The organism is Brevibacillus porteri, from assembly GCF_003013475.1.
Classification (GTDB): Bacteria; Bacillota; Bacilli; order Brevibacillales; family Brevibacillaceae; genus Brevibacillus; species Brevibacillus porteri.
Map to the genome: position 1 here is coordinate 38,558 of NZ_PXZO01000019.1, position 25,899 is coordinate 64,456.

The window sequence follows — 25,899 nt, forward strand, 5'->3', positions numbered from 1 at the left end:
TTGTTCATTCCCCCTTTGCTGACGGCAGGATGACCGTAACAGTCGTGCCTTTGTTTGGTGTACTTTCGATCTCGATTTCTCCGCCTAAATTCGTCACAATCCCGTAGCAGACCGATAGCCCCAGACCAGTCCCTTTTCCAGGAGGCTTGGTTGTATAAAAAGGCTCCAAAACATGGGGCAAATCTGCTGCGGGTATACCGCATCCATCATCTCTGATCCACAGACGGAGTCGATCATTCGATGGAGAATCAGTTGCTATCTCGATATTTCCTCGCTCTGTGGTCGCGTACAGCGCATTGGTTAACAAATTGAGCACGATTTGCTGAAGTTGTCCAGGCGTAGCGAGAAGATACGGAGCAGAGGCCAACAGAGACTGATTCACCGTTACCTGTTTGACACGTATTTCATGGGACAGAAGAATGAGAATGTCTGATAGGACTTGATGAATATCTACTCTTTCTACGGTAACGGGTGATTTCCCAGAAAAATGCAGCAATCGGGTCGTGATTTCCTTGCAACGGTTAATTTGTTTATCCATCGTGTCCAAGTATTGGGTAAGCTCTCCTGTGTCCTGCAAATCTCGAATATCCTCGTCCACGAGACGGTCTCGCAAGTCTTGTCCATACACCGACAGAATACCTAATGGATTATTGATTTCATGGGCGATGCCCGATGCCAAGAGTCCAATAGCAGCGAGCTTGTCTGCTTGTGCAATAGCGGCTTCTAGCTCTCGTTTCTCCGTGATGTCCTCGATGACCTCTAGAAAAGCAGACGACTCTTTCTCCGGATGCAGAGGGAAAACCTGATGTCGATAAGAACGGACACGTCCATCCTGATCGACTCTGGAGGAAATAAGGTCAGTCTGTTTTTCGTTTACCATTTGTCGCGTTCGGAGCATGCAACCATTGCATGAACTGAATTGCTGACCAATCGTCTGATGGCAGTCTTTTCCCAGGAGATTAGAAGCATCCTGGAACCACGCCGATGCTGTTTGATTAATCCAGCGAATGCGAAAAGACTCATCTACGAGAATCAGCCCCATCCCCATACCACTGACGACGAGATCAAGCCGTTTCTTTTCTTCGAGAAGCTGATTGGTCTTCATCTCCAGACTTTGTGCCATTGCATTACAGGACGCTGCTAACCTGCCAATTTCATCTGAGGTCGTCACTGGTATTCGTACGGATAAGTCGCCACCTGCGATTTTTTGCACAGCCGATTCGATCTTTTCCATTAATCGACTAAACGAGACAGAGAACACAATGCTAATCCCCAGAACGATAAGTGCGATAAATAAGGTCGTAAAGAGCAGAGATTGTTCCAATTTTGAAAAGGCAGCAAACGCCGTTTGGCTTGACTGCTCCAGCATAATGACCCAATGTGTGACCGAAGAGCGCATGGCATAGTTGACCATGACATCTCCATTGGAAGCTTGATACGTACGGATAACAGGCTTTTCCGTTCGATCTGGTAGTGTCCAGGAGAGAGGAACCGCTTGTTCATAATAGGTCAAAGAGCCATCAGAAGGCTTGCCCAGCATAAATGGATCGGCAAACCTATCGCTTTTCCCATCTGTGACGAACAAATAGGCCTCGTTTTCATAGCGAGCTCGCAGTGTGACTTGTTCGAGTAACTGTTTTACATTGAGCTTTGCGTACATGCCGCCTTTTACACCGTTGGCAGATACATGAGGGATCGCGACAGTTACCAGCAGCTTCCCTTCTGCTGATCGGACAATGCTTCCGATGTATGGTTTTCCCGACTGGATCGTGGAAAGAAATTGGTTGTCTCTCTCCTTGGGTGTGTCCTGCCTATGGAGTTTCCAGCGATTCAGCAAATACTGCGGCTTTCCATCCTGATGAAAAAGCGCGACTTCCTCCATGTAAGCTGACGTTTTCAATAACGTATTCAGCAAGAAATAAGCATCGTCATCGCTAGGGCGCTCATTGAGAAAACGCTGCTGAACCACCTGCATGGATTGGGACGTATGTAAAAAAAGCATATCTAACTGCGCCAACGTATTTTCCACGTAGATCTGATTGGCTCTGTCTACCTCTTCTCGAACCTTTTCTTTACTGGTATGCAAATTGATATAACCAAGAATCAGAAAAGGGATGATGGACATACATAGCCCAAACAGGAGCATTTTTGTCTTCAGTCGATTGATTCGCGGTAGTCTGCTCCTCCTCATTTGTTCCTCACTCCATACCATTCTTGTGCCAGTGACCATTGTTGGTCGGTTACGGTAATAGGAAGCTTGGACAGGGAAGTGGCATTGACAGCTAACCGCACGTCATCCGGCCATTCGATTGACAGAGTGGTAGGAGGCACTCCATCCAACACCCGAGCCACCATATGAGCAGCCTGCATGCCTTGTGCATGAAAAGAAACGCCGTAAGCGGCATACAAACCAGCCTTCACCTGCTCGGGGTATGCGCCCATGACAAACAATTGCTTCTCGATCAAAAGAGGTAAACAATCGATAATCGCATCTTCCAGAACGTAGCTAGGTAAAGGAAGCATGGCATCGTATTCTCCTGGAGAGAGCCCACTGAGCAACTGCTCTAAGTCTTTTGGGGAGGCAACCTGCTTCACCTGTAAGCGAATGCCAAGCGAGGAAGCAGCTGACTCTGCTTCTACGATGGCTTGCTCTGTCGTAGGAGCATGAGAATCGGCAATGACCAGAAAGCGCTTGGCGTCAGGCAACAAACGAGTTGTCAGCTCCAATCTTTTCCCAATGACATTCATTTGGCCATTACTGATGCCACACGTAACCGTTCCCTCAGTCTCAACAAGCGGTAGCTCTGCCATTGAGGCGACACCAATAAAAACAATCGGAACCGTCGTTGACGCCTGTTGAATCAAAAAGGTCTCGTGCGCTCCTGTCGTTACGATTACATCAGGCTTTTTTGAAATCAAGTCCTGAACAAGGGAGCGCTCCTCTTCTAGCGTCTGACCCGCATTCAAATAAACGGGCACATATTGAACACGTGCGCCTTCACTGAGACCTAACGATTGCAATCCCGCCTTTAATCCCGCTACTTTATCTTTTCTATCCTCATTGGCAATCACAATTCCTATCGTGTAAAGATCGACGTCCTGTTTTTGCTGACTACTGGACCAATCGAGCAGAGTTCCTGCCACAAACAAGATGAGAAAGAGGATTTTCCTTTGTTTCTTCATAGGTATCACATCCAACTCTCATCATAGCGGCAAATGATTGCAGAAAATGTGAATAATTAACAAACCTTGGTGAATGTCCGTTAGCTAAATTGCATTGGCCAACTGAGTCACTCACCGTGCACAAGTAGAGGACACCACAGCACAATCATGCGTACGGGCTGCATGAGACGCTGGAATCACCATGTTCGATACTGCTGATGTGTATTCGGAGACAAGAGCGGAATCGATTCTGGGTGAGTCTTTAAAGTGGATTCGGCATGAAAGTATTGAGTTGTTCCTTCACGACAAAAAGCGACAGCCCAGAGCTGCCGCTTTTTCTAATTACATAAATTGTTTCATTAATATTATTTACTCTAAAATGATCAATCAGTTAATGAGCGCAAATATATTCCCTCAGTAGTACAAATCGTTTGGAGTAGCTCCGTGTATTTATCATCATCCGAATACAACGGTAACGTAAAATCAAAATTTGACCATACACAAATCTTCATATCTTCAAATACAAACACGGTAGAAACTTTCTCACGAAGCCCTAATTCAAGAAATAATTCAAAATCATGTAGATTTTTTATTTTCATGCTCTTACTACCAGATGCTTTCAATTGTGAATGAATTTCTTTAACCCTTATTTTTTTATTCTCACTATCTAGAGCATCTGCTGCTATTTCCACGTTTACATTAGGTAATGCTGTTTCAATCTAAACTGAATTGTACGCCCAAAGTTTACGGAATACCTGCTTAAATTTCTCTTCTTCTCTTAGACAGAATGGAAGTAGGCTAGGATTATCATCCGTCCTATCAAAAAAGATATTTACCTGTTCAAAAACAGTTTGATTTTTCATTTGCAAGGGGAATCTATCCAGATTAAAGCTTTTTTGCGGGAAACGTTCCGCCACAAGATGACTATGATCTAAGAGAGCTGTATCACACTCTGTATCTTGTTCCACATCCTCTGAAGGAGACCATTTCTTTCCCCATATGCCCTCAACTACCTTAGTGATATTCATCAAATTTCCTCCTCAAACTTATTCTCGAAGGATTTTACCTGTATCATCCAAGTCTACATGCTGGGTGCGCACAAAAAAAGCGACAGCAACGCGCTGTCGCTTTTTCCTATTCCGCGATTACGGAGTGCTATTCGGTACATCCCCAGGAATCCGCGGCACATCCGGCTTGCCTTCCGGGTTGTTGTACAAATACGTCGGGACATCGCCAATGATCAAGGAGTGGGTGATCGGGATTTTCGTCGTGACCGTCTGCTCCTCAGTCGCAAAAGGGATAACAATGCGCAGATCGACCTCCACGAAAATATATACCGTCGCCAGCACCATGTTGATGCCTGCTTCCTTCAGCTCTGTCTCCAGCTTGGTCTTGACCGAGCCGATGGGTACGAAAGTCACTGGCAAATTCGGCCCCATCGATGCCAAAAAGGAGTTTCCGGTAGCCAAACCAAGCGGGATCGTGCGGTCTACTTTATCTTGCTCGAACTCTTGGAGCTTGTTCTGGACTCTCGCTGTTGTTTCGCCTACGATTCTTGCATATTCCTTGAAGTTGAACTGATACGCCTGAATCTGCCCCTCGTTGTTCTTCTCGATTTTGACAATCTGGTTGAAATCGACGCCTTGCTGTGAAATCCGCTTGGTTACGGCATCTGTTATCGCTTCTTTCGCCAATTGCTCGGCTTTTTGCGTAGCCAGAATCAAGAGAGTAGGCTCCAATCGATTTTGCAAAAACACAAGTGTCTGTATCGTCAAAACCAAAAAGATAACCAATGCGATCAAAAACGCTTTCGTACGTGAAAGCGGGTTTCTCCAACGCCGCCGGGGTCGAAATACGGCCAATCCCGACACCTCCCAACTGGTACATCCTATGGCTAGAAGGTGAAAAAAAGACTACGTGTATCAGGAGGCCGATTTCGATTTTTTGGGAGAAATAACAAGGTACAAGCCAAATCCGATCAGCCCTGCGACAAACATCAATTGGGCAAAGGCCAGCATCCCCAATAAAGTGAAGGCACCCGCTAAGAATGGAGCCATGAGAAAACCAGCGAAGTACCCGCTTCGACTCAAGAGCCCCTGCACCCCCATCACCTTGCCGCGCAGCTCATTTTGGGCTTGTTGCAAAAGTGTGCTCTCATAAACCTGTGCTGCGCCGGAAAATAGACCCGCGAAAATCAAGAGCAATAGCACAGCCACAGCATGGTTTGCCGCGAATGCACCTACAATCCCAACGGAAAAAACAGCATAAGCAACGAGCATCCCATTCACCAGCTTCACCTGCAAACGAACTGCCACATAGGAGCCAATCAAACCTCCGACGCTCATCGCCGTCCACATTAATCCGTGCAAGGTAGCGTCACTACCGTGCAACTGATCCGCCAAAAAAGGCAACCCGTAATTATACGCAGATGTACTCAGCGATACGAGAAAAGCTAACAGACTAATCGTCAGAAGCACGGGTGTTTCCCGCAAATAACGAAGGGTGACACGAAAGCCACTCGCTGCTTTTCCTCTGATATCCGCGTCAGATGACGTAGCTAACGCATTGTCCCCCTTCTCCTCCCAACGAAGTTTCATCAGAATCCACGCAGAGAAAAGAAAGCTGGCAGCATCCAAAGCGATCACAATCGTATAACCATAGTGATCTGTCAGCCATCCTCCCAGCATGAAGCCCATGATGCCTACCAATGACTCCAGCCTGACCTTTAATCCATTGACCTGAACCAGTTGCTCACTCCCAAATATTTGTGGCAAGGATGCCTGAAAGCTAATATGAAACAGCGTATACAGCATTCCATTGAGAAAAGCCGCTGCGATTAATACATACGGTGTCGGATAAAATGCGATGGCCAAAATAGCAAGACCGGCCCCCAGGTCGCTTGCGATCATGGTGCGCCTTCTATCCATTCGATCAGCCAACATGCCTGCCAGGGGACTAAACAGCATCCCCCCTAGCTGTCTTGCAACGAAAAAAGCCGTCATCCAATAAGCACTATGTTCAAATGTAAAAATCAACGCGCTACACGCGATCAAATTCATCCGTGATCCTAAGGATGACAATGCATTGACATACAAATACCATTTCTTATTCATCTACATCCAAACCTCCCGATCATGACAGGTGGTTTGAATCAACGCCCCCCTCTAGTGGGTGCGTACACTGATTATGGCAGTTGACATGCGCATGCCTCCTCTTGAATGAAAATCAAAAAAAGCTTATGTTACTCGAAACAATCGGAAGGGGGACGTTCCCCAAATCGTCCTGTACGGCATTTGTTGCCGTACTTCCATAATAGGTGGTGGGTCAGCAGATTGTCGATAGCACAAAAAGGACGCTTTTTCTTTAAAAGCGCCCTAAATTCAAGTAATCCTGTTGATTTACAATGTAATAATAATGGTAAATAATTCCCTTTTGGACAAGCTCAGGCTATCACTACTCTTGAAATTTGATCATATGGTGTAGGGAGTATGACTTTCGTTTGGGAGGTTTTTTATGAATCTGGAACGTCTGGAACAAGCATTTGGGTCCCTCGTTTCACCTACTCCTGCCCAGCTTAGACACGCTCTCATTTCCCTGTCTCCGTGCATGGAACAACTCGGTCCATACATCCCGGAGCCACTAAACCTGCCCTATGGACGCAAAGTATTATTCTCCACGCCACATGTAGAGGTTGTCTTGATCCATCTACCGACAGATCAGGAATCCATTCCCCATAATCACGGTGACTCTTTTGGATGGGAATTGGTAGTCTCAGGCACGCTAACGAATATGATTTATGTCCAAACGAATAATGAAAATGAAGTACAACGAGCACAAACCACTCATGTCAGTACGGGTGAATACTATTTTGTAGAGCCTGGGGAAATCCACGCCATTCGCAACAATGGACAAAGTCCGGTTGTTTCCGTAAACGTCTACAGTCCTCCATTGCGTAATTGCCGTCACTATTGTTCCCTTTGAACTGAAAAACTTACTATCTTTTACAGGTTTTCTGTTATTTCCGATAGCTCATCCGCAGAGCTGGCTACCTGTGCCACCGCTTGGTTCATATCTTCCATGACTTTGAAGAAGTTTTCCAGCTCCCGCTGAATCCGTGAACTCTGTTCTTTACTGTCTGAGACAGCGCTCATGATTCCTTCAAAAAAGGCATTCGTCTCGTTTACTACCGCAGTGCTCGATTGGACCAGCGCCTGAATTTCTACCACGACAGACGAGAGGACCACTGTCTGTTGGTTCGTCTTCTCGATCAGCTCACGCACACCGAAAACCGACTTTTTGGTCTGTTCTGCCAGCTTGCGTACCTCATCGGCTACGACGGCAAATCCGCGTCCCTGTTCACCCGCACGTGCTGCTTCAATCGCAGCATTTAGCGCCAAGAGATTCGTCTGCTCAGCAATTGCCGTCACGACCTCTACAATCCCTTGGATTTTTTCTGCGTTTTTCTCCATCGCGTTCATTTCTTCCGAGATTTGCTTGACGCTGCTCTGAATCAAGCACATTTGTTCCTGTTGTTTTTCCAGCTTTTCTTTGCCTTCACGGGACAGGTCTTGTGCTTTCGTGGAAAAGCCCGTGCCATTTTCAGCAAAACGAAGCACTTCTCTCGACTGTTCTGTCAATTGTACAACAGACGCGCTGTTTTCTTCTGAGACCGCTGCCAGCTCATGCGCAGAATTGGTCAGGAGGATTCGCAGCTCGTCCTTTTTGTCTTGTTCCGCTCGCCGCGCCTTTTCATGCTCGTTTTCGTATTCCTCCAGCACAATTTGCTGTTCGATGCTGAGAATCTTCGTGACGGTCGTGAGGGCTTGTACGAATTCGTCCTTGTCCGCGATATTTTTATGCAAGAGATCAATCAAGGAAACCATCATGTTTTGAAATGCACTCAAGTACCATTTTGGTTCCAAGCCTATTCGCATATGAATAACAGCAATTCTACTGCGCTGTTCAATGTAAGCGCTGTCGATGCGTCCGCTAAACATTTCGCAGATATGGCGGTTCAACGTTAATTTCAACCGTTCAATCGTACTGTTTTGGTTTACAATCTTCATTAAAAGCGGTTCTTTTTCAATACTGGTATAAAAATAGTCGACAATAGCGTCAATATTTTGAATGATAAGTGGCTGAAGTGCTTTCACAATGGCCAATTCTTCTTCGGTCAAATTGATCATTGCTAGTTGCTTCGCGAGGGTACTTTTCCCTCCAATGTACACTTCCCCCTTTTCCTTCACCCCCTGAAAAAAAGATTCACTTTTTCCTTTCCCTTTCAATCCAAAAAAGGTGGAAAACGGACATGTGCTCATAGCCTGAACTCCTTTTATCCGAGTACATATAACTCTGGAATATCCTTTCAATTATATACCCCTTTGCAAACGGGTGTAAACCGCCCACATGGGCTATGGGCGGTTGTTTGAGCCTAGCAAACACCTACATTTCCGCTTTCCTCACGACTGCCCGTTGTAGCTTCCAGCTAGTCTTGTCCCATTTCCAATACGACTCCACATATGCGATCGTATCGGCGTTGGCTACACCGCTGACTCTTTGTTCTCCTTTTAATTCACAAATACCATCACGATTCTCATCGATGGGCATGAGTACGCTGAATGTGTTAGGCATGACCTCTACTGGAGAAACTAGCTTCCCGTTCTTGTATACCCCATTTTCTTCATAGATTTTTTTGCGATCTGACAAATCCAGAACGACAGTCTCCCCCGTCTCCTTGATCGTCAATGACGCTTTGTAATGATCCTGGTAGGAGCCCGAAATCGTCAAGGGCTGAGGAACAGGCAGAATCGCCGGCTTATTGTCCTTGTCTGCGAACAAATAAAACTCAGACGTCCCTGCACTGCCCCCAGTCGGCGCCTGAAGCAAAATTTGTTGCACACCCCCGCCGGTAAAATCACAAAAGAACATCTCCGGCTGATAAGCGCCATACGGTGTTGTAAAAAAGGTTGTTTTTTTCGCAACGGGATCTTGAACCATGATTTTTAGGTGCTCGAAGTAAGGACTGTCTGCCGCAAACCTCTTTCCTAGCAACGTAACGAAATCCAGCCGACCATCGCCTGTCACATCCTGCCGTTTGATCTGGATTTGCTCGAACACAGTTGGAGGAGGCTGTACGTCTCTCCCCTCCAAGGCAAGAGCGACTTGTCCCCACCCGGCTCCTGTCAACATCCATACGATACAGCCAATCATACCTACCCTCTTGTTTGTCCACATATCGATACATCCACCTTTTCATCTGTTCAGCTTACCTGTAGTATGCAAAAAATAGCTTTGGTCAAACCGCTCGAAACGGTAAAATAAGAGAGAGGGATCGCAGAAAGTGAGGAACACTATGGCAATGAAACGTGCGGTATTATTTGGAGCGACCGGACTCGTCGGCCGTGCATTGCTACAACATCTCTTGAAAGATGACGCATATGGAAAAATCATCGCTGTCGTCCGCAACGCGCTCCCTTTCACACATCCTCGCTTGCAGACAGTCGTCATTGACTTTCGTCAGTTGGGGGATTGCCGACAGTTTTTAGAAGGAGCAGACATCTTTTGCTGCTTGGGGACAACCATGAAAAAGGCTGGTAGTCGTGAGGGTTTTCGCACAGTGGATTATCAGTACCCGCTCGAAATTGCTCGATTGGCAAAAGAAGAAGGAGCCAGCCAGTTTCTCATCATCACAGCAATCGGCGCAAATAGCCGATCCGTCTTTTTCTATAATCGTGTAAAAGGTGAGCTGGAGGAAGCACTGCGCGAGTTGGCGCTTCCGAGTCTGCATTTGTTCCACCCTTCCCTTTTACTGGGCCCGCGACAGGAACACCGGCGATCGGAAGAGCTCGGTGCGAAGCTATCACACTCACTCTCGTTTCTCTGGATCGGACCGTTACGCGCCTATCAACCTGTCACTGCAACAGATGTCGCAGGAGCCATGCATCACATCGCCTCTCTTGGACTGGCAGGTGCGCATGTGTACGAATCAAGGGAATTACCACAGTTAGCCGCAGCGGGAAAAAGGACGAGTTGACGTTCATACGTATAGGATGAAGACTTTTATCGAGGAGGCGAATTGGCATGACGACTCCCAAGCAACAGCGTGCATCACAGGCTCCGCCTAGTCGCCGAGCACTTCGTTCTGCTTATGAACTGATTCTCACACAGATCTGGCCCCGTCTACCCGCCGCAACCGAATCCACTAGCAGGAGAATCGATCATGAAGATCAGACTCGTACAAAACGGAATCATCACTGAGATAGAAGACATCGAAGAGGCTGCTACTCCACCTGTGAACGGGTTTTACTGGATTCATGCCGCACCATTCGATTTGGATATTTTACAGCCGCTGTTCGGACTGCATCATCTGGCTGTCGAGGACTGCATCGACGAGGAAGAACAGCGGCCCAAGCTGCAACATTACGATGATCATTACTTTATGGTCATTAATGGCATTACCTTCCACAATCATGATATCTTCTTACGCGAGATCAATATTTTTTTGGGCAGCAGCACCATTATCACCGTAACGAAGCAGGAGGCCCCCGAATTCACTACCATGCTGTCAATCATCCGAGAAAAAGAAGTCAATCGGCCCGATGCGTTTCTGTACTACTTGGTAGATCAAATTGTCGATCGTTATTTTGATGTGACAGAAAAAATTGAAGACCTGCTTGAAAACCTGGAAGAACAAATTTTGATGCACACGAAAAAATCCCATCTGGATCAAATTATCGGGCTGCGCAGTGAAATCTTGTACGCCCGTAAAATGCTCGTTCCCCAGCGGGATTTGATTGACGCCCTACATAAAAAAGAACTCCCGCTGATTCAACCTTATTTGCGGAAGTACTTTGGCGATATTGTAGAGGATGCCAGCAAAATTGTAGAGAGCTTTGAAGCTTTTCGCGAACTCATCGGAAACTTGCGCGAAGCGTATCAAGCGGCGCTTGCTGGCAGAGCCAACGATATTATGCGTGTTTTTACCGCCTTGACGACGATTTTTATGCCGTTGACCATTGTGACCGGTATATACGGGATGAACTTTGATGTGATGCCTGAGCTGCATTCACCCTACGGCTACTACATCGTGCTGGGAAGTATGGCGGCGATCGGCACGACGATGTTTATCATTTTCAAAAAGAAAGACTGGCTCTGATTATACCAAATCTCCACAGGCGATGATCATGAGCGTCAGCATTTTGGACAAGTCACACTCATAGGGTTGCTCAATATCCCGACCTTCTTCATCCACCAGGACTCTGACGATCGGACGGCTCGGCATTCCTTTGTTCGAATCGACGACGACACCAGACATACCATTGTTCAGGCTGACGGTCAGACCAACAGGGTAGAGTGCAATCGTATTTCGCAAAGCCTCTACATACACATGGTCAAACAGTTTGCCTGAACCGGAGTAGAGCACCTCCATCGCTTCATGAGGGAGCATTCCGCGACGGTATACCCGATGCGACGTCAGAGCATCGAATACATCGGCCACTGCCATCAAGCGACCAAACGGATGAATCTCTTCTTTTTTCAAGTGCCGCGGATAACCGGAGCCATCCCAGCGCTCGTGATGCTGAAAAGCACAGTGGGCTGCAAGCAATGGGATGTCGTCTTGACGACGCAGCATTTCAAAACCGATCTCTGTATGTCTTTTCATGATTTCAAATTCTTCTTGCGTAAGGCGGCCCGGTTTTTGCAAAATGTCGTCTGGGATATGCATTTTTCCTATGTCGTGGAGCATACCGCCAATACTAATCTCCAACACATCTTTTTCCGAACAGCCAGTATTTATAGCGAGAGCTGTGCTATACAAGGCAACGTTAAATGAGTGCGTGAATATGTAATTGTCGAAGGCGCAAGCATCTGCCAGTAAATTCATGGCTGAATCACTACTGTTCAATTCATCCGCAACGGTTTGCATGACATCCCGCAGCTTACGTCCCAAACCCTTGTCCGAAAAAAGCTGCTGCCATTTATCCGGGACTTGATGAACGGTTCGGAATGTATCGTGAATAATGGACATTGCTTGTCTGCGAGTATTTTCGGAAATGACTGTCTCCACAATAATATCATCCGTGCGCTTGTCTTGGATGTAGAGACTGTTCACGTTTTTGTTTTTGAGTCGAGTTATCATTCGTTGGGTTAGTTCTACTCCAGCGCCAACGAGAATCGTTCCGTTCTCTGTATAGATGGAACGAGCCAGTTTATCACCCGGCTGGCATTTTTGAATGGATTTCAGTCGCATTTCCTTTCCTTCGCCTTTCCTCAGGGTATCCCTATTATAGCGTGATTCGACTTGATTCTACATGAAATTTTTTCTAGATTTTCTTTTTATGTCTACCGAGGAAAGACACTGGAGACGAGTTTGTCTGGAAGAATCCTTGTTTGCAAGGGAGACGATCGTATGTCGCTTATCGAAAAAGAATTAACGCAGCCTCTTTCATTATGTGATCAGGATGGCCGCTTGCTTCCCGAAGCGATTGGTTGGTCCCGTTATCCGTTGCATGACTGCCAGTTTAGCGGGCATTGGCTTCGTCGGAAAAAATGGAATTTTTGGTTTATCACCGCGCCTGAATGTGCGATGTCGATTGCGATGGTCAATCTGGATTACGCTGGCATTGTCTTTGTCCATTTTATTGATCTAACGACAGGGGAGACCGCGGACAGTGCCGTAACGGTTCCTTTTGGTGCAGGGATTCGACTGGGTGCCACCGTAGATGAGCCTTGTCATTTTGTGAGTCGCAAGCTCTCTGTCTCCTTTCAGCCAGGAGCCAGCGGAACGAGCGTAGAAGCGACTGCCATATGTCCCGGCGATAAAACTCTCTCGCTCGACATCGTGATTGATCCGCCATCCGAATCCTTAAATGTCGTGATACCGTGGAGTGCGGAGCGCTTTCAGTTCACTTCGAAGCAAACGGCACGGCCTGTGCACGGCACTATTGCCTATAACGGGAAAACCTATTTGCTCGATCGGCAGAATACCTTTGCCAGTCTGGATTTTGGACGTGGCGTTTGGCCATACCACACTCGTTGGAACTGGACGACCTGCTCTTTCCGTCACGCGAAGGGTGTCGCAGGCTTTAACTTTGGCAGAGGCTGGACGGACGGAACGGGTATGACGGAAAATGGCTTGATGATTGATGGTGTCCTCTACAAGCTGAGCGAACAGATTCGTTTTTCCTACGATCCTGACAACCGGATGCTCCCTTGGACGCTTGCGAGTGAAGAATCTTCTGCGGTACGCCTCACCTTTACGCCGCTCTTTGCTCGAACCGAGCACAAAAATTTTGCATTGGTGCGAACCACTTTGCATCAAGTAATTGGCCGTTATGACGGAACCATTTTATCCGCTGATGGAAAAACGATTGCGGTGGAAAATAAGATTGGGATTTGTGAGGAGCAGTCGGCACGTTGGTGATGAAGACAGACAACCTGAAAAATGATAATGGAGCTGGTGAGAACAATTCGTTTTCTATCAGCTCCATTTTTATCTATAGTTGCCTTGTGGAAGTGGCAAGGAAATTAATGGCTAAAGCAACATGTAAGTTTTTGTCTAAAAATAATCCGTATCATGTAGAAAAGATATTGCCACATTACTGATGTGAAACACTTTACGTAACAACGTTGTTGGAAATATGGCATGAGTAAAACGATAAGTAGCACTGTACAAGAAAGCTTTTATCATTCAGAAAAAGGAGAATGTCTAATGTTAAAAATGAAAGCTGAGGATATTGACCGCAAGGAACAGGACAAGAATCCACGTGAAGAGGACATAAAAATAGAAGTAGAAAAAATAAAAGAAAAAAAGACGGAAGAACAAAAGCAAACGGAAAGAGCTAGCACGGAAGCCGGTATGATTGTACAAGAACGCATGGCAAGTCATTTGGAAGATCAGACTGTTGCAATGGCACAACTACCAGAATATGGGGCGCAAAATTCATTAGAGACGGTTAGGCAAGAACAAACCGCGTTAAATAGACTGTCCGAGCAAGTATCAGAGCTCGTAAGAAGGTTAGGAGCAAATGGCAGATCGGCTGCGATTGCAAAATATGCTGCAATCACAGCTGGAGTTGTTACTACAATCGCTGCCGCTACTGGTATTTATTACAACATCATGAAGATAGCAGAAAATTCAACAGAAGTGAAGTCACGCCTTAAGAGTGATATTCCGGATATTCCGGAGGCTGAGGAAATTTTTATGGCATGGAAACGTAAATCTGATAAAGACTTCTGGGAAAACATAGCTTCCAATGTAGAAAGCGCTACACCACCCTATTCTTATCAGGATTTGCTTCTTTTCATGGAATTTACTGAAGATATTTCAAAATATTTGATGCAGTCAACATTTACGTGGGAGAACGGGGATGAGAAGCTTACTATCGTTAAATCACTGGCAGATCAGATAGATAAGGAGTCATTTGCTACTACACTGCGGATGCTCCCGCAGCTTACTTATAAAGGCAAAATACTGCCCCGTACTATTGCTGCAAACCTTATGTCACATGCCATTACATTCTGGTATATAAACTACGAATAGGAGAAACGATGAAAATTATGGAAGACAAACTACCGTATCATTATACTGCTCAGTTATATATAAATTCTGAGCCAAAGAATGGCATGCCCCTGCATGAGTATGGAGATAGATTTCTTAGGCTTTATTATGACCGTTGCGGAATAAAAATTGATGAAAAAGATTTTCAAGAGTTGTTGAAAGCTTTTATAAGTCTAGCTACTAAAGAGGAAATTTTACCACATATATACGCTCAAAAAGATGTCGACTTATTCGAAAAAGCGAAAAAGTACTATTCACCTTTGCTAGACATATTAAAAAATGCCTATCCGGTTTTGGATGGTGAAGAAATTGTTAATCAGTATTTGTCCGTTCTAAAGTCTGATTTTTATGGTTGTGACGGTAAATCCGTAGTTTATGTCCGTGAAACCAATGTTATGTTGATTTATTTCATTTTACCGTTTATAAAATACGATATAAAAACTGGCTTTCCAAGTGTGGAGAGCCTTGGTGAGTCCAATGATCATAAACTAGATCAATTTAAGCTGTCAGGCTCGGGGGAAGAATTCTGTGAAATCTTCGGAGATTTCGCACAGACCTTTGCTTTTGCTATACCGGCTCCATGGGGAGTAGCAGCCTCTGCTTTACTTGGAGTAATTTTCAGGGCTGCATTTGGAGGGACTTCCTCTTCATCAGAAGACATATCTAAACTGATCGATAGTTCTACAAATGAAATAAAAAACTATATTAATCAATTGAAAAAAGAAGATATTCAACGGGATATATTAGCCTTCTTTGATTCGTACAAAAAACAGGTTAACAAATATAAAGATCAAGAATTGGATGATGCAACAATCAACATCTTGAAACAAGATGTTATACCGCATCTTCAACAGAATGTATCCTATGAGCACGGCACACTTTTAAATGATTTATACCAGATAACTGCCTCCGAATTTCTTGATACAAGTAGCTGGATTAACAGAGAATATGATTCAGGCCTGCAAATTACCCTTATCAACCTCACTGCTATTGCATTAACCTTGCAATTGACGGCACATCTCTCAGTACAGCTGGCATCCAAATTTAGACCGGAGTCAACATGCATAAGTCTTGCAGCTGATACAGATTATCAGACTTACACTTCTTTGTGGATAGATTCTGTGAAGACATTGAATCAATTCATAAATGGTTATGAAAATCCAGATGATGATGAAAAAAACGCAAGGAGATTTACCCTCGACTTTATTTGTGAACTATTAAAGCAGAACAGGCCTGATAACAATTTAAATAATAAGGATTATGTCTATTTACTTAATAATTTTGGAAAGTTTGATCTCAGTAATTATGCTGAAAAGTATGGATGGGCCAATGCGGTAGAAAGATTGATTCTTCATAGGCAGGTAGCCAGACTGTTACTTTTGACGCCTGTTACCTTTTATGATTGTACAAATTTGAAAGATACTCCGGGCAGTGAATATCCTAGTTCAATAAAATATGACGAAGGAAACGAGTACACGGATAATTCTGTAAAACCACCGGAAACATTTATGTTTAGCGATAAAGTATGGGCTACGGGCTGTTGTGATCAAAATGTCCATAGAGAGAGTCATAGAGATCAGGCTGTAACTCATTTTGTTGCCAGGGTAGAATTTTACAAAAAACAGTTCTTGAATGAAACCTACAAAAACGATTTAGCAAACCTTTCTTCATTAAGGAAACAAATGGAGCTATTAATGTCACGCCTTCCTCCTGACAGTTTGCCTAACCATATCGTGATCCCGGAAAAATGGGAAGCCACAGCAGAAAAAGACACACCTTGGAAGACAGCCGTAAAAGTCCGTTATGCTCTGTGCTTCGTCAGTAAGAATGGCCCGTCCGTAAGAAGCGAGTGGACGACGTTATATGATATCAATGGAAGGTGTAAGCCGACTTTGAAGGATATTACGATACCTACTTCCAGCGAAATTATGCTCCGTCAGATATGGAGACAGTTCGTATACCCAGATCAAGGGGAACCAACACATTTTGGTTTACCAAAAATCGTAAAGGTGCTGGATGATAATTCCATATCAAGGTGGGTTGATGATACAAATTAAAAATTCCGTTCGTCAAAGGCTAAGGAATTTCCGAGAATAGAATAAGTTACCATGTAGAAGAAAATGGGGCTGTCTCAAAAGTCGATTTTCCCGACAAAGAGGCGCCCCTTTTGCATTCAAACCTCATAATAAATCAACGTTTTTGATTTTCGTATGGTAACGGATTGACCCTTTTTGGACAGCCCTTTATCTCTTTGTTGTTTACAGCATTTTCACGACAGCATCTCGACCAGTCATACCAGCCGTAATCCCCTTCTGTTCCGCCGTCGTCGTCACAGACTCCAGTGGCGCATCCAGCAATTCCTGTATGGTCTTGACCCCTACCGCACGACCAGCAAGAATTTCTCTCGCTGCTAATCGTTCGTTCAAGAGCCCCACATCCAGCGCTCCACACATGATGTAGCCATGATCGGTCGTTACAGCCAATAGCGTCGTCTTGGGCAAACGAACGGTGACAGCAATAGCCGTCCCCTCTGGAAAGTGGATTGGCACTACCTCGACCATCAAGATTCCTCCTTTTCTCTCCTGTCTGTTGGCGTTACCATCCTATGACGCGCAGAAGAGAAATGTGAGCTCTTAATGCATGACGCTTGTCGGAAATTGCTCATCCTCCATCGCGACTTTTCGTTTCATGACCTCAATCATATACGTCGCGAGCATGTGAAACAGCTCTTCCTCGTCCATTTCCTCAACCAAATCCAACAAATCATCCCGAGACTGCTCCGCGAGAATGCCGACGACAACTGCTGTAATGTCCTCTTCATCACCATTAAAATGCCCTCTGTACAGCTCGTATACTTCATCTATGAAGCGCATCGTTCGTCTCCTCCCGTTTTTCGATAGCATTCCCGAAAAACCGGTCTCTACGATTGGTTTTTTGACGTTGACGATATCTTTTCCCAACGTGGACGAAACGCATTTTGCAGCATCTGTTGATCCTTTATCGTGGTGGCGAGCACTTCACGCAGCATCTCGGGCAAGAAAAATGTAACCTCACTGCCGAGCAGCAAATCGGGAAACATGCGATTGTACATAAACATGTCGATCGTCCCGACTCGATACAGACGCTCGCGATCAAGCGGTTGCCCGTTGACTTCAATCTGGATAATTTGCGGTTGGTCATCCTCACTGTAGCGAATGTACAATCCGTCTACACACATCCAGCCTTCTATTTTGCCGCGAAAACCGTACCCTCGCAGCTCCCGATGAACCATTTCCGGTTGAATCGCTTGCTCCAGAACAGTGGTGAGCTGCTCGCCTGTAATCGTGACCGCACAGGCATTGATCGGGTGAGGAATACTGTGCAGCAAATCGGCAAAGGACAAGCTACCCCGCGGCAAATCAGCAAGTAACAGCCCTCCATTTGCCATGCCAATCTCAGCACCCGTCCATTTACGAATACTCGCTGCGATGAAGGAACCATAGGGGGTCTCCTCCGTCCAGCCCATGTGCATGTCTTGCTCCAATTGAACAATCGGCTGAAACAAACGATTCTCTGCCCATACTTTTTCACTCTCAATGAACTGGCTCAATGATTCGTCTGACTGGTACTGTTCTGTGTGAAAAAGCTCTGCGCGCACGTCTTTGATGCCATTATGAATCCCGTCCCAGACAAGCTCTACATGACCGACATACTCGCCAAATCGCCCCGCTTGTGTGATTAAGGTACCGCCTATACGTTCTCCATGAGGCAGCGTCCGGTGAGAGTGTCCGCCCAAAATGATATCGAGCCCATCGATTTCACTAGCCAGCAGACAATCTGTCTGATAGCCAAGATGCGATAGCAAAATGACAACATCCACAGACAAGCGCAGTGCCGCAATCTGCTCACGCAAAATCGGGATCGGTTCCTTGATCTCCCATCCCATACTTTGATAGGAAGGGCCAAAGGGTATCGTCATTCCCAAAATAGCCAACCGCAGCTCGCCTACGGTATGAATGGCGTATGGTACAGCCCAAGACGGGACAGAATTTGTTGGCGGTTCAAACAGATTGCCTGTAATGATCGCAAAACGCGCATCTGTGTACAGTTCATTCAACTTGTCTTTTGGGAGTGTGATGCCTTCGTTGTTTCCAATCGTCGCGTATTGAATCCCGCTTCTGTTCATGATCTCGACGTTACTTTTCCCAAAGCTCGCTTCCGATCGGATATCCATTCGATCCATATGGTCTCCAATATCGACCGTCAGCACATGCTCTCCCCTGGCCTCCCACTCTTCTCGATGCTTCCTCAGGCAGGTTGCAATTCGCGGCATCGTATCAAAATGGCTGTGCAAGTCATTCGTGTGCAAAATGTGTAAGGTACAGGTGTCAGCCACGACTTTCCCCTCCCTCTCGTCTCATTATCCAAAAATCGCTTCTCCGATCATTTGTATGGCAATTCCCAGTATCAGAACACGCAAAAATAGCACGATGGTGCGCCCCTTCATTTTACTGGCAACAATCGCTCCGAGCTTTCCGCCCGCCCATGCTCCTGGCGCGAGCATCGCTGCATACAGCCAGTGTACGTTGTCGTGGAAGATATTCGTGATGGATCCAACCACTGCTGATAAAAAAATGACCAGCATGGATGTAGCGGTAGCAATGTGTGGCGGAAAGCGAAACAAAATGATCATGGCTGGAACCATCAGGATGCCGCCACCCACGCCAAATAGCGACGAGGTAATCCCGACAAAGAAGGCAATCGTAATCACGGACCATTTGCTATACCCGTACACATATTCATTTCCTTCGTTGTCGATGAAGTGGCGTTGGACTTCCCACTCCATGCTGCGTGGTTTGATTTTGTCTTTGACCATCAATACGACGAACATGGAGAGCTGAAACAAGCCAAACAGCAGCGAAAAGCCCCCCACTGCTAGTAATGTATTAAGATACACGCCCACAATAGCACCCGGCGCACTCCCGATAAAAAAGAGCAAGGCACTCTGCTTATCTACTTTATTTTGCTTGAGATAAGAAAGGGAAGAAGAAAGGGCGGTTACCGCAATCACAATCAACGAAGTCGCCGCTGCTACTTGCGGGTTCATCGATCCAGGCATGTACCAGTTTGCAAAATACAGCAGAGCAGGCACGAAAAAAATCCCACCACCCAGACCCGCGATACTGCCAATGACGCCAGCCAAGACTCCGATGATGACAAATAAGATGGCAATTACTACAAGCATGAACTCCCCTTCTTTCTTGCTACGTGGAGAACAGGTCCATCTGACGAGGATTCAGACCAGTAGGTGCAAGGCCAAGCATCTCCGAAAACTGCTTCGCATTCGCTGCTGCATCTCCTCCAGAGTTATTGTTGAACAAAATGCAGACTTCATCCGCTTGCCGTTCGAGCAGTCTGATGTGTTCAACCCATTCTGCAAGCTCTGTCTCACTGTATCGATATAAATAACGGACATCCCGCCAATTTTGTCCCTCTCCGGGATCTCGCCAGCCCGCTTTGTTGCGCCCATGAAAGCGAACCAACGCCAAGGTTGGCTTCGTCACGGCAGGAACAATCGGGACCGAGCCTTTTCCCACTTGTGGCTCATCACATACAACATGTGTCGCTTCAATGTTGTGCAAGAAATCCAGTGTTCGCTCCAAATACCGTGATTCAAACCAACTTTGATGGCGAAACTCAACGGCAAACGGATACGCCTGCATGGCTTGGCGACAAGCGGTCACATACTGGACATGCTCTCGGGTACAATCAAACCACGGCGGAAACTGAAACAGCAACGCTTTGAGCTTGCCAGCCTCCACGACCGGCTGAATGCTCTCTTCGAACTGACGAAACAATTCCCGTCTGCTTCCCGAAGCGTCCCCCCGTTGATGCCCCGTCATCCCTTGATGAGGCTTGACGATAAAGCCAAATCGTTCAGGTGTATCCTTCACCCACGATTCGTAATTTCGCTGTGGTAAAATAGCGTAAAAAGAACTATCCACCTCTACAATTGGAAAGTGGCTGGCATATACCGACAGCTTGTCTCGATTGCGTACACCTTGTACGTACAATTCGTGCTGATCGCCCCAGCCGCAAACTCCCACTTGTATCGTAGTCATCGAATGCTAACCTCCAAATCATGGTCGAATAGAGAAGAAGGACGGAAGCCGAATGAAAAATCCCGCTTGGTTGGGTGAACCCTTTGCGATTAAGGATAACAAAATATTCCTGACGAAAAAAGTAGCGAAACGCCTCCTGGCCGAAGCACAAGAGGCGTTTCCTTATGAGTATTCTGCTTTGCTCGCAGGTCGTGGAGCAACGATTACGGCCTGTGTACCGATGCCCGTCTCACCCGACAAGCACGTGTTCGCTTGGGATGGGAAAACATTTCTTCAAGCCTTGCAGCACATCCGCAAGCACAATCTTCAATGGTTGGGGGTCTTGCATACACATCCCCATACGCCGCCAATCCCTTCTGCACGCGACATAGCTGGCTGGCATTATCCCACGCTCAGCTATTGGATTGTGGGACTCGCAACCGAACAGCCAGAATGGCGTGTCTATCAATGGGTACAGGATGGAAGTTGCAGCTCATTTGCAGCAATCGACTACACTTTGACAGAAGTGGATTGTGACGATGAGGAAACCAATGGTTCCTCGGCTCCAAAAAACTCTTGATACAAAGCAATCACAGCACGATCTGCCTCTTCGGCTTTTACCCCAAACATCATGCTTACTTCTGATGACCCCTGATTGATCATTTCCAGATTGATTTTCGCAGCAGCCAACGCAGCTGTGGCTCTCGCTGTTGTCCCCACAGATTGACGCATGCCCTCCCCGACAATCATGACGAGTGCAAGACTATGCTGAACAGCGACATCATCAGCGAACAGCTCTCGGCGGATGCGTTCTACAATCCGCTGTTCCTTCTCTTCCGTGAGATCGCGCTCTCGCAGAATGACGGAAATGTTATCAATTCCAGATGGAGTATGCTCGTACGAAAGCTCTTCCTCCTCCAGAATTTGCAGCAGCTTGCGGCCAAAGCCAATTTCACGGTTCATTAAATACTTGCTGACGTAAATGCTGCAAAAGCCGCTATCACTTGCAATACCCGACACCCTGTTTGTAGCAGATCCTCGCTCGGCCACAATCATCGTACCAGGTGCAGACGGATTATTCGTATTCTTGATGCATACGGGTATATCTGCTTGATACGCAGGAATCAACGCTTCCTCGTGGAACACACTAAAACCGGAATAAGACAGCTCCCTCATCTCTCGGTACGTAATCTCTGTCACCTTTTTCGGATCGGCAATCAGGTTCGGATTGACCACATACACAGAATCGACATCGGTAAAATTCTCGTAGACCTCTGCCTGAACCGCCGCAGCCAAAATCGATCCCGTAATATCCGAGCCGCCGCGCGAAAAAGTAACCAGATCTCCGGAACGTGAATAGCCGAAGAAGCCAGGGAAAATGACAATACCCTCCCGCTCTCGCAATGTCGCCAACTTGGCATACGCTTCAGGGAGGATATGAGCATTGCTTGCTTCATCCGTAACCAGCATTCCTGCATCCTTTGGATTGATGTAGGTCGCGACCTCGCCCAAGCTCTGCAAGTAAAGAGCGACAATTTTGGCGCATGTATCCTCTCCCGCAGCTTTGACCGCATCCATGAATCTTTCCTTGGACAAGCCCGCCTTGTTTGCCAGAACCTCCCTCAGCTCCACTTCAATCGCTTCACCAATCTCGGCAGAAAGCCCGAGACCTGCCACAATCTCCTGATAGCGCAAGAATATTGCTTGTTTCGCTTCCTCTGTAGGCTCTCCAGCCAAAAATCGCTCAGCATATGCAATTAACAAATCAGTAACCTTCGTGTCTTCCTTATGCCGTTTCCCAGGCGCCGATACAACAATGAATTGTCTGTCCCGATCCGCCAATGCAATTTGGCATACTTTTTTTATTTGCTCGGCATTCGCCAGTGATGTTCCCCCAAATTTTGCTACCTTCATGATCGATTCCTCCATCTAACTCTCACGTCTTATGCTTTTACTAGCTTAATTTATCCGCACAAAAAGAACAAGTGTCTTTTCCACAAGGACACTCAGGAATAATCATCAAGATTTGTCGCATAGTAACGGGGAGTACATCATCATGTACAGCTACCTAGCAGGAAAGTCTCTGATAAAGAGGTGAACGAATGAAAAAGCATATCCTCTTTTTCCCACTTTTGCTAGCTGTCATTCTTGCTCCTTCCTTCAGCGAGACAGCCAATGCAATCCGGGAAAAAAATCGCGAGTATTACGAAACAAGAGGAGATATCGTTTGGGAAGTGCCGACAGAGAGCAAGGTGATTGCCCTTACCTTTGACGATGGTCCTGACCAGGTATACACTCCGCAGATTGCAGGGCTGTTGAAGCAGTATCAAGCGAAATCTACCTTTTTTGTCGTAGGAAATCGTGTGAGCCAGTACCCGGAAATCGTCAAATCTCTCGTGAATGATCAACATGAGATTGCCAATCACACTTACAGTCATCCAGATATTCGAAAGCTGTCAGCGAATCGACTATTAGAAGAGGTGCAAAAAACGCAGGAGACGATTTATTCGGCAACAGGGGTTCGTCCCACCCTCTTTCGTCCTCCGGGAGGATATTATGACGAGAAAGTCGTCGATACAGCCAAGCAAGCCGGTTTTCTCCTGATCATGTGGTCGTGGCATCAAGACACACGTGATTGGAGCGATCCCGGTGTAAAAAAAATCGTCAACAAGGTTTTGAACAACGCACGGAATGGAGACATCGTGCTATTTCACGATTACGGAGGCAATCGCAGACAGACCGTACAAGCCCTCGAGCAAGTATTGCCTGAACTGAAAAATAGAGGGTATAAATTCGTAACGGTCAGCGAATTGTTGAGAGGATATGGACGTGCCAAGCAGGTAGACTATCCTTGATGTTCTTCCCACGAAAAAGTGCCCCTCGCTATAAAGGGGCACTTCTCCTCTGATCAGTTTGATTATTTGTTTTCGTTCTCCAAAACAGAATCCGTCTCTACCTGAACTTTTACGGGTACAGGCTGTTGCTGTGTGGGTACGGTACCACCCTTTTGCATAAAGTCTGCGATCATCTTATTCATATCCAAACCAGATACGTCTTTCAGCATCTCTGGCAGTTGGGCCATCAGCTTCGTAACATTCCCGCTTAGACGATTGACGCCATCTCCCTGACCGCCTCCTGCATCCACGATCGTTACCTTGTCGATCGCCTTTATTGGCTCGGCAATTTTCTCAGCCAGCTCAGGGAGCATTTTCGCAATAATATCGAGTACAGCCGCATGACCGAATTTTTCAAATGCTTCAGCCAGCTTCTCTTTCCCTTCTGCCTCGGCTTCGAGCTTGAGGCGCGTGACTTCTGCCTCAGCGCTACCACGCGCTTTTTCAGCCTCGGCAATCGCCAAACCTTCCAGACGCTTCTGCTCCGCATTTGCTTTTGCTTCCGCTTCAATGCGGTACTTGATCGCGTCTGCTTCTCTCAGCTTCTTCGCTTTTTCCGCTTCTGCCGCCTGTTCCACAGAGTAGCGGTCGGCGTCGGCCTTTTTCTTCACTTCCGCATCATATTGCTTTTCGCGGCGAAGAATTTCTTTTTCCTCCAGCTCGATTTCCTTCTGCTTGCGGACGAGATCGACCTTCATCTCTTCTTCGGTTACCTGCTGTTTGGCGACAGCTTCTTGCAGCTTGTAGGCTTGGTCCGCGCTCGCCTTCGCTTTGTCCTGCTCTTGCTTAAACGCCGCTACCTTCAGCTCTTTTTCCTTTTCTGCTTCGGCAATGTTCGTTTCCTTCAACAGCTCTGCCTTGCGTGCCTCTTCCTCTGCCTGTGCCTGCTTGATCCGCGCTTCTTTGTCCGCATCAGCCTGCGAAATAGTCGCATCGCGCTTCACTGCAGCGATTTGCGGTATTCCAAGGGCAGCTAAATAGCCGTTTTTGTCCCGGACATCCTTGATCGTGAAGCTGACAACGGACAGCCCCATTTTCTTCAAATCCTTTGTCGCTACCGATTGCACCTCTTGCGCGAATCGCTCACGGTTCTTGTAAATTTCCTCTACCGTCATACTGCCGAGGATTGCCCGCAAATAGCCTTCGAGTACCTCCTGTGCTTCTCCGCGCAGTGCCTCGTCACTCTTGCCCATAAATTGCTCGGATGCGGTGGCGATATCTTCAATCGAGCCGCCTACCTTGATGATCGCTACGCCATCTGCCATGACAGGAACGCCCTGCTCGGTGTACACCTCTGGCGTCGATACATCCAGCTTATGAGACAGAAGACTCAGAAAGTTTGCTTGTTGAAAAATAGGGAGGATGAATGCGCCGCCTCCGCGGACGATCTTCATTTTGCGGCCGGATTCGTCACTTAGTACATTTTTCGAGCCGAGATAGCTACCCGTCACGATCATGGCTTCATCTGCACCCACTGTTTTGTAACGGGCCCAAAAGGCAATTCCCAAAACGAGAAAGACTGCGACGACAACACCTACTATCGTCAAAACACCAGGATCTACCATCACTTCTCATCTCCTTCGCCAGATTCAGTGTAAAAGGGGATCACATACAAGACATGGTCACGCACCTCGACCACGACGACACGGGTTCCTTGCCGGATAATCTCGCCCTCAAGACTCGCCGCCATATGGTAAGTAGTTCCACTAATCATCGGCAGCAGCACTTCTCCCAGTCCTTCTGCTGGGATCGTTGTCCCGACTTCCCCCAGCTTTCCTCCTAGTTGACTCATGGAATAGCTCGTGGAATTTTCCGCATGGCTCATCGGCTTTACCCACAGGAAGTATGATACAAAAGCCAAAGCGATGCCAATGACAGCAGCCAGCATCAACACGACAAGCGTACCAATAGAAGTGTATCGAGATAGCAAATACCCCGCTCCACCAAAGGCAGTCATGCCGCTGACCAACAAAATGGGCTGTGCAAAAGGCAGATGCAGATGTCCCAGCCAATCTGAGAGCGTATCACCAAACAACAGCGAGATGACCGTGTAGATTAGACCAAGTACAAGGCAGACCATGTAGACGGTTTCAAGTACGCCCACGACTGTCCCCCCTTTCTAAAATTGCCTCTATAGTGCATACGAGTGAGATGGGAATTAGTTTCATAAATAAGGAAATAATCCCTTTTCTTATCGCTTTTT

The 25,899-nt window shown here is 46.7% G+C and carries 27 protein-coding genes; 10 read left to right on the plus strand and 17 right to left on the minus strand.

Going from position 1 to position 25,899, the window contains the following annotated elements:
- Positions 1 to 4: 4 nt before the first annotated feature.
- Positions 5 to 2,191, minus strand: a complete 2,187-nt coding sequence (locus C7R92_RS11595) for an ATP-binding protein (protein WP_106834364.1) — start codon at positions 2,189 to 2,191, stop codon at positions 5 to 7.
- Positions 2,188 to 3,183: an ABC transporter substrate-binding protein gene (locus C7R92_RS11600; protein WP_106834365.1), complete on the minus strand. Its 996-nt coding sequence runs from the start codon at positions 3,181 to 3,183 to the stop codon at positions 2,188 to 2,190. The genes C7R92_RS11595 and C7R92_RS11600 overlap by 4 nt, the downstream gene beginning before the upstream one ends.
- Positions 3,184 to 3,358: 175 nt before the next feature.
- Between C7R92_RS11600 and C7R92_RS11605 the strand changes: the two genes are divergently transcribed.
- Positions 3,359 to 3,583: a hypothetical protein gene (locus C7R92_RS11605; protein ID WP_328138860.1), complete on the plus strand. Its 225-nt coding sequence runs from the start codon at positions 3,359 to 3,361 to the stop codon at positions 3,581 to 3,583.
- Here the strand turns inward: C7R92_RS11605 and C7R92_RS32860 are convergent.
- From C7R92_RS32860 to C7R92_RS11620, 4 genes are all read right to left on the minus strand, one after another.
- Positions 3,546 to 3,854: a hypothetical protein gene (locus C7R92_RS32860; RefSeq protein WP_244195731.1), complete on the minus strand. Its 309-nt coding sequence runs from the start codon at positions 3,852 to 3,854 to the stop codon at positions 3,546 to 3,548. The genes C7R92_RS11605 and C7R92_RS32860 overlap by 38 nt on opposite strands.
- Positions 3,855 to 3,881: 27 nt before the next feature.
- Positions 3,882 to 4,190: a hypothetical protein gene (locus tag C7R92_RS32865; RefSeq protein WP_244195726.1), complete on the minus strand. Its 309-nt coding sequence runs from the start codon at positions 4,188 to 4,190 to the stop codon at positions 3,882 to 3,884.
- Between the two features lie 117 nt (positions 4,191 to 4,307).
- Complete coding sequence (gene yunB, locus C7R92_RS11615; protein ID WP_106834366.1) at positions 4,308 to 5,033, minus strand: sporulation protein YunB; 726 nt, start codon at positions 5,031 to 5,033, stop codon at positions 4,308 to 4,310.
- A gap of 51 nt (positions 5,034 to 5,084) precedes the next feature.
- The gene (locus C7R92_RS11620; protein WP_106834367.1) at positions 5,085 to 6,275 is read right to left on the minus strand and encodes an MFS transporter; all 1,191 of its coding nucleotides are present in this window, start codon (positions 6,273 to 6,275) and stop codon (positions 5,085 to 5,087) included.
- A gap of 400 nt (positions 6,276 to 6,675) precedes the next feature.
- Here C7R92_RS11620 and C7R92_RS11625 point away from each other — a divergent pair, with 400 nt between their 5' ends.
- A complete protein-coding gene (locus C7R92_RS11625) occupies positions 6,676 to 7,143 on the plus strand; it encodes a cysteine dioxygenase (RefSeq protein WP_017251399.1) in 468 nt (155 codons plus the stop codon).
- 20 nt (positions 7,144 to 7,163) lie between these two features.
- Here C7R92_RS11625 and C7R92_RS11630 read toward each other — a convergent pair whose 3' ends face one another.
- Both C7R92_RS11630 and C7R92_RS11635 read right to left on the minus strand, forming a co-directional pair.
- Positions 7,164 to 8,480, minus strand: coding sequence for a globin-coupled sensor protein (locus C7R92_RS11630; protein WP_106834368.1), 1,317 nt, complete (start codon positions 8,478 to 8,480; stop codon positions 7,164 to 7,166).
- Positions 8,481 to 8,604: 124 nt separating this feature from the next.
- Entirely contained in the window at positions 8,605 to 9,396 is a 792-nt protein-coding gene (locus C7R92_RS11635; protein WP_106834369.1) for a hypothetical protein, read from the minus strand.
- A gap of 118 nt (positions 9,397 to 9,514) precedes the next feature.
- On the opposite strand from C7R92_RS11635, the gene C7R92_RS11640 reads away from it, so the two are divergent.
- Genes C7R92_RS11640 through corA form a run of 3 tightly spaced genes read left to right on the plus strand, consistent with a single transcriptional unit; the run spans position 9,515 to position 11,317 of the window.
- Positions 9,515 to 10,195 carry an NAD(P)H-binding protein gene (locus C7R92_RS11640; protein WP_069848779.1) on the plus strand — a complete coding sequence of 227 codons (681 nt, stop codon included), beginning with the start codon at positions 9,515 to 9,517 and terminating at the stop codon, positions 10,193 to 10,195.
- A gap of 47 nt (positions 10,196 to 10,242) precedes the next feature.
- Entirely contained in the window at positions 10,243 to 10,419 is a 177-nt protein-coding gene (locus C7R92_RS32010) for a hypothetical protein (protein ID WP_158265744.1), read from the plus strand.
- On the plus strand, positions 10,382 to 11,317 hold the full coding sequence (gene corA, locus C7R92_RS11645; protein WP_106834370.1) for a magnesium/cobalt transporter CorA: 936 nt from the start codon (positions 10,382 to 10,384) through the stop codon (positions 11,315 to 11,317). The genes C7R92_RS32010 and corA overlap by 38 nt, the downstream gene beginning before the upstream one ends.
- Here corA and C7R92_RS11650 read toward each other — a convergent pair whose 3' ends face one another.
- The gene (locus tag C7R92_RS11650; protein ID WP_106834371.1) at positions 11,318 to 12,412 is read right to left on the minus strand and encodes an HD-GYP domain-containing protein; all 1,095 of its coding nucleotides are present in this window, start codon (positions 12,410 to 12,412) and stop codon (positions 11,318 to 11,320) included.
- Between the two features lie 159 nt (positions 12,413 to 12,571).
- On the opposite strand from C7R92_RS11650, the gene C7R92_RS11655 reads away from it, so the two are divergent.
- The 3 genes from C7R92_RS11655 to C7R92_RS11670 all read left to right on the plus strand — a co-directional run bounded on the left by C7R92_RS11655 (position 12,572) and on the right by C7R92_RS11670 (position 16,779).
- Positions 12,572 to 13,585 (plus strand): DUF2804 domain-containing protein, encoded by a 1,014-nt coding sequence (locus C7R92_RS11655; RefSeq protein ID WP_106834372.1) that lies wholly within the window; start codon positions 12,572 to 12,574, stop codon positions 13,583 to 13,585.
- A 288-nt stretch (positions 13,586 to 13,873) separates the two neighbouring features.
- A complete protein-coding gene (locus C7R92_RS11665; protein WP_106834374.1) occupies positions 13,874 to 14,704 on the plus strand; it encodes a hypothetical protein in 831 nt (276 codons plus the stop codon).
- Between the two features lie 8 nt (positions 14,705 to 14,712).
- Positions 14,713 to 16,779 (plus strand): hypothetical protein, encoded by a 2,067-nt coding sequence (locus C7R92_RS11670; RefSeq protein ID WP_106834375.1) that lies wholly within the window; start codon positions 14,713 to 14,715, stop codon positions 16,777 to 16,779.
- Between the two features lie 201 nt (positions 16,780 to 16,980).
- Here the strand turns inward: C7R92_RS11670 and C7R92_RS11675 are convergent, their stop codons facing one another.
- The 5 genes from C7R92_RS11675 to C7R92_RS11695 form a co-directional block, all read right to left on the minus strand.
- Positions 16,981 to 17,283: a YunC family protein gene (locus C7R92_RS11675; RefSeq protein WP_017251406.1), complete on the minus strand. Its 303-nt coding sequence runs from the start codon at positions 17,281 to 17,283 to the stop codon at positions 16,981 to 16,983.
- 72 nt (positions 17,284 to 17,355) lie between these two features.
- The gene (locus C7R92_RS11680; RefSeq protein ID WP_106834376.1) at positions 17,356 to 17,595 is read right to left on the minus strand and encodes a DUF6154 family protein; all 240 of its coding nucleotides are present in this window, start codon (positions 17,593 to 17,595) and stop codon (positions 17,356 to 17,358) included.
- Between the two features lie 47 nt (positions 17,596 to 17,642).
- Positions 17,643 to 19,097: a bifunctional metallophosphatase/5'-nucleotidase gene (locus C7R92_RS11685; RefSeq protein WP_106834377.1), complete on the minus strand. Its 1,455-nt coding sequence runs from the start codon at positions 19,095 to 19,097 to the stop codon at positions 17,643 to 17,645.
- Positions 19,098 to 19,121: 24 nt separating this feature from the next.
- Entirely contained in the window at positions 19,122 to 19,946 is an 825-nt protein-coding gene (locus C7R92_RS11690; RefSeq protein ID WP_017251408.1) for a sulfite exporter TauE/SafE family protein, read from the minus strand.
- Positions 19,947 to 19,965: 19 nt separating this feature from the next.
- Complete coding sequence (locus C7R92_RS11695; protein WP_106834378.1) at positions 19,966 to 20,823, minus strand: DUF72 domain-containing protein; 858 nt, start codon at positions 20,821 to 20,823, stop codon at positions 19,966 to 19,968.
- A gap of 52 nt (positions 20,824 to 20,875) precedes the next feature.
- Between C7R92_RS11695 and C7R92_RS11700 the strand changes: the two genes are divergently transcribed.
- Positions 20,876 to 21,382, plus strand: coding sequence for a M67 family metallopeptidase (locus C7R92_RS11700; protein WP_106834379.1), 507 nt, complete (start codon positions 20,876 to 20,878; stop codon positions 21,380 to 21,382).
- Here the strand turns inward: C7R92_RS11700 and C7R92_RS11705 are convergent.
- The gene (locus C7R92_RS11705) at positions 21,313 to 22,716 is read right to left on the minus strand and encodes an aspartate kinase (RefSeq protein ID WP_106834380.1); all 1,404 of its coding nucleotides are present in this window, start codon (positions 22,714 to 22,716) and stop codon (positions 21,313 to 21,315) included. The genes C7R92_RS11700 and C7R92_RS11705 overlap by 70 nt on opposite strands.
- A 188-nt stretch (positions 22,717 to 22,904) precedes the next feature.
- Here C7R92_RS11705 and C7R92_RS11710 point away from each other — a divergent pair, with 188 nt between their 5' ends.
- Positions 22,905 to 23,657: a polysaccharide deacetylase family protein gene (locus tag C7R92_RS11710; protein ID WP_106834381.1), complete on the plus strand. Its 753-nt coding sequence runs from the start codon at positions 22,905 to 22,907 to the stop codon at positions 23,655 to 23,657.
- Between the two features lie 62 nt (positions 23,658 to 23,719).
- On the opposite strand, the gene C7R92_RS11715 is transcribed toward C7R92_RS11710, so the two are convergent.
- Both C7R92_RS11715 and C7R92_RS11720 read right to left on the minus strand, forming a co-directional pair.
- Positions 23,720 to 25,261 (minus strand): flotillin family protein, encoded by a 1,542-nt coding sequence (locus C7R92_RS11715; protein WP_017251413.1) that lies wholly within the window; start codon positions 25,259 to 25,261, stop codon positions 23,720 to 23,722.
- Complete coding sequence (locus tag C7R92_RS11720) at positions 25,261 to 25,800, minus strand: NfeD family membrane protein (RefSeq protein ID WP_106834382.1); 540 nt, start codon at positions 25,798 to 25,800, stop codon at positions 25,261 to 25,263. The genes C7R92_RS11715 and C7R92_RS11720 overlap by 1 nt, the downstream gene beginning before the upstream one ends.
- Between the last annotated feature and the right edge of the window lie 99 nt (positions 25,801 to 25,899).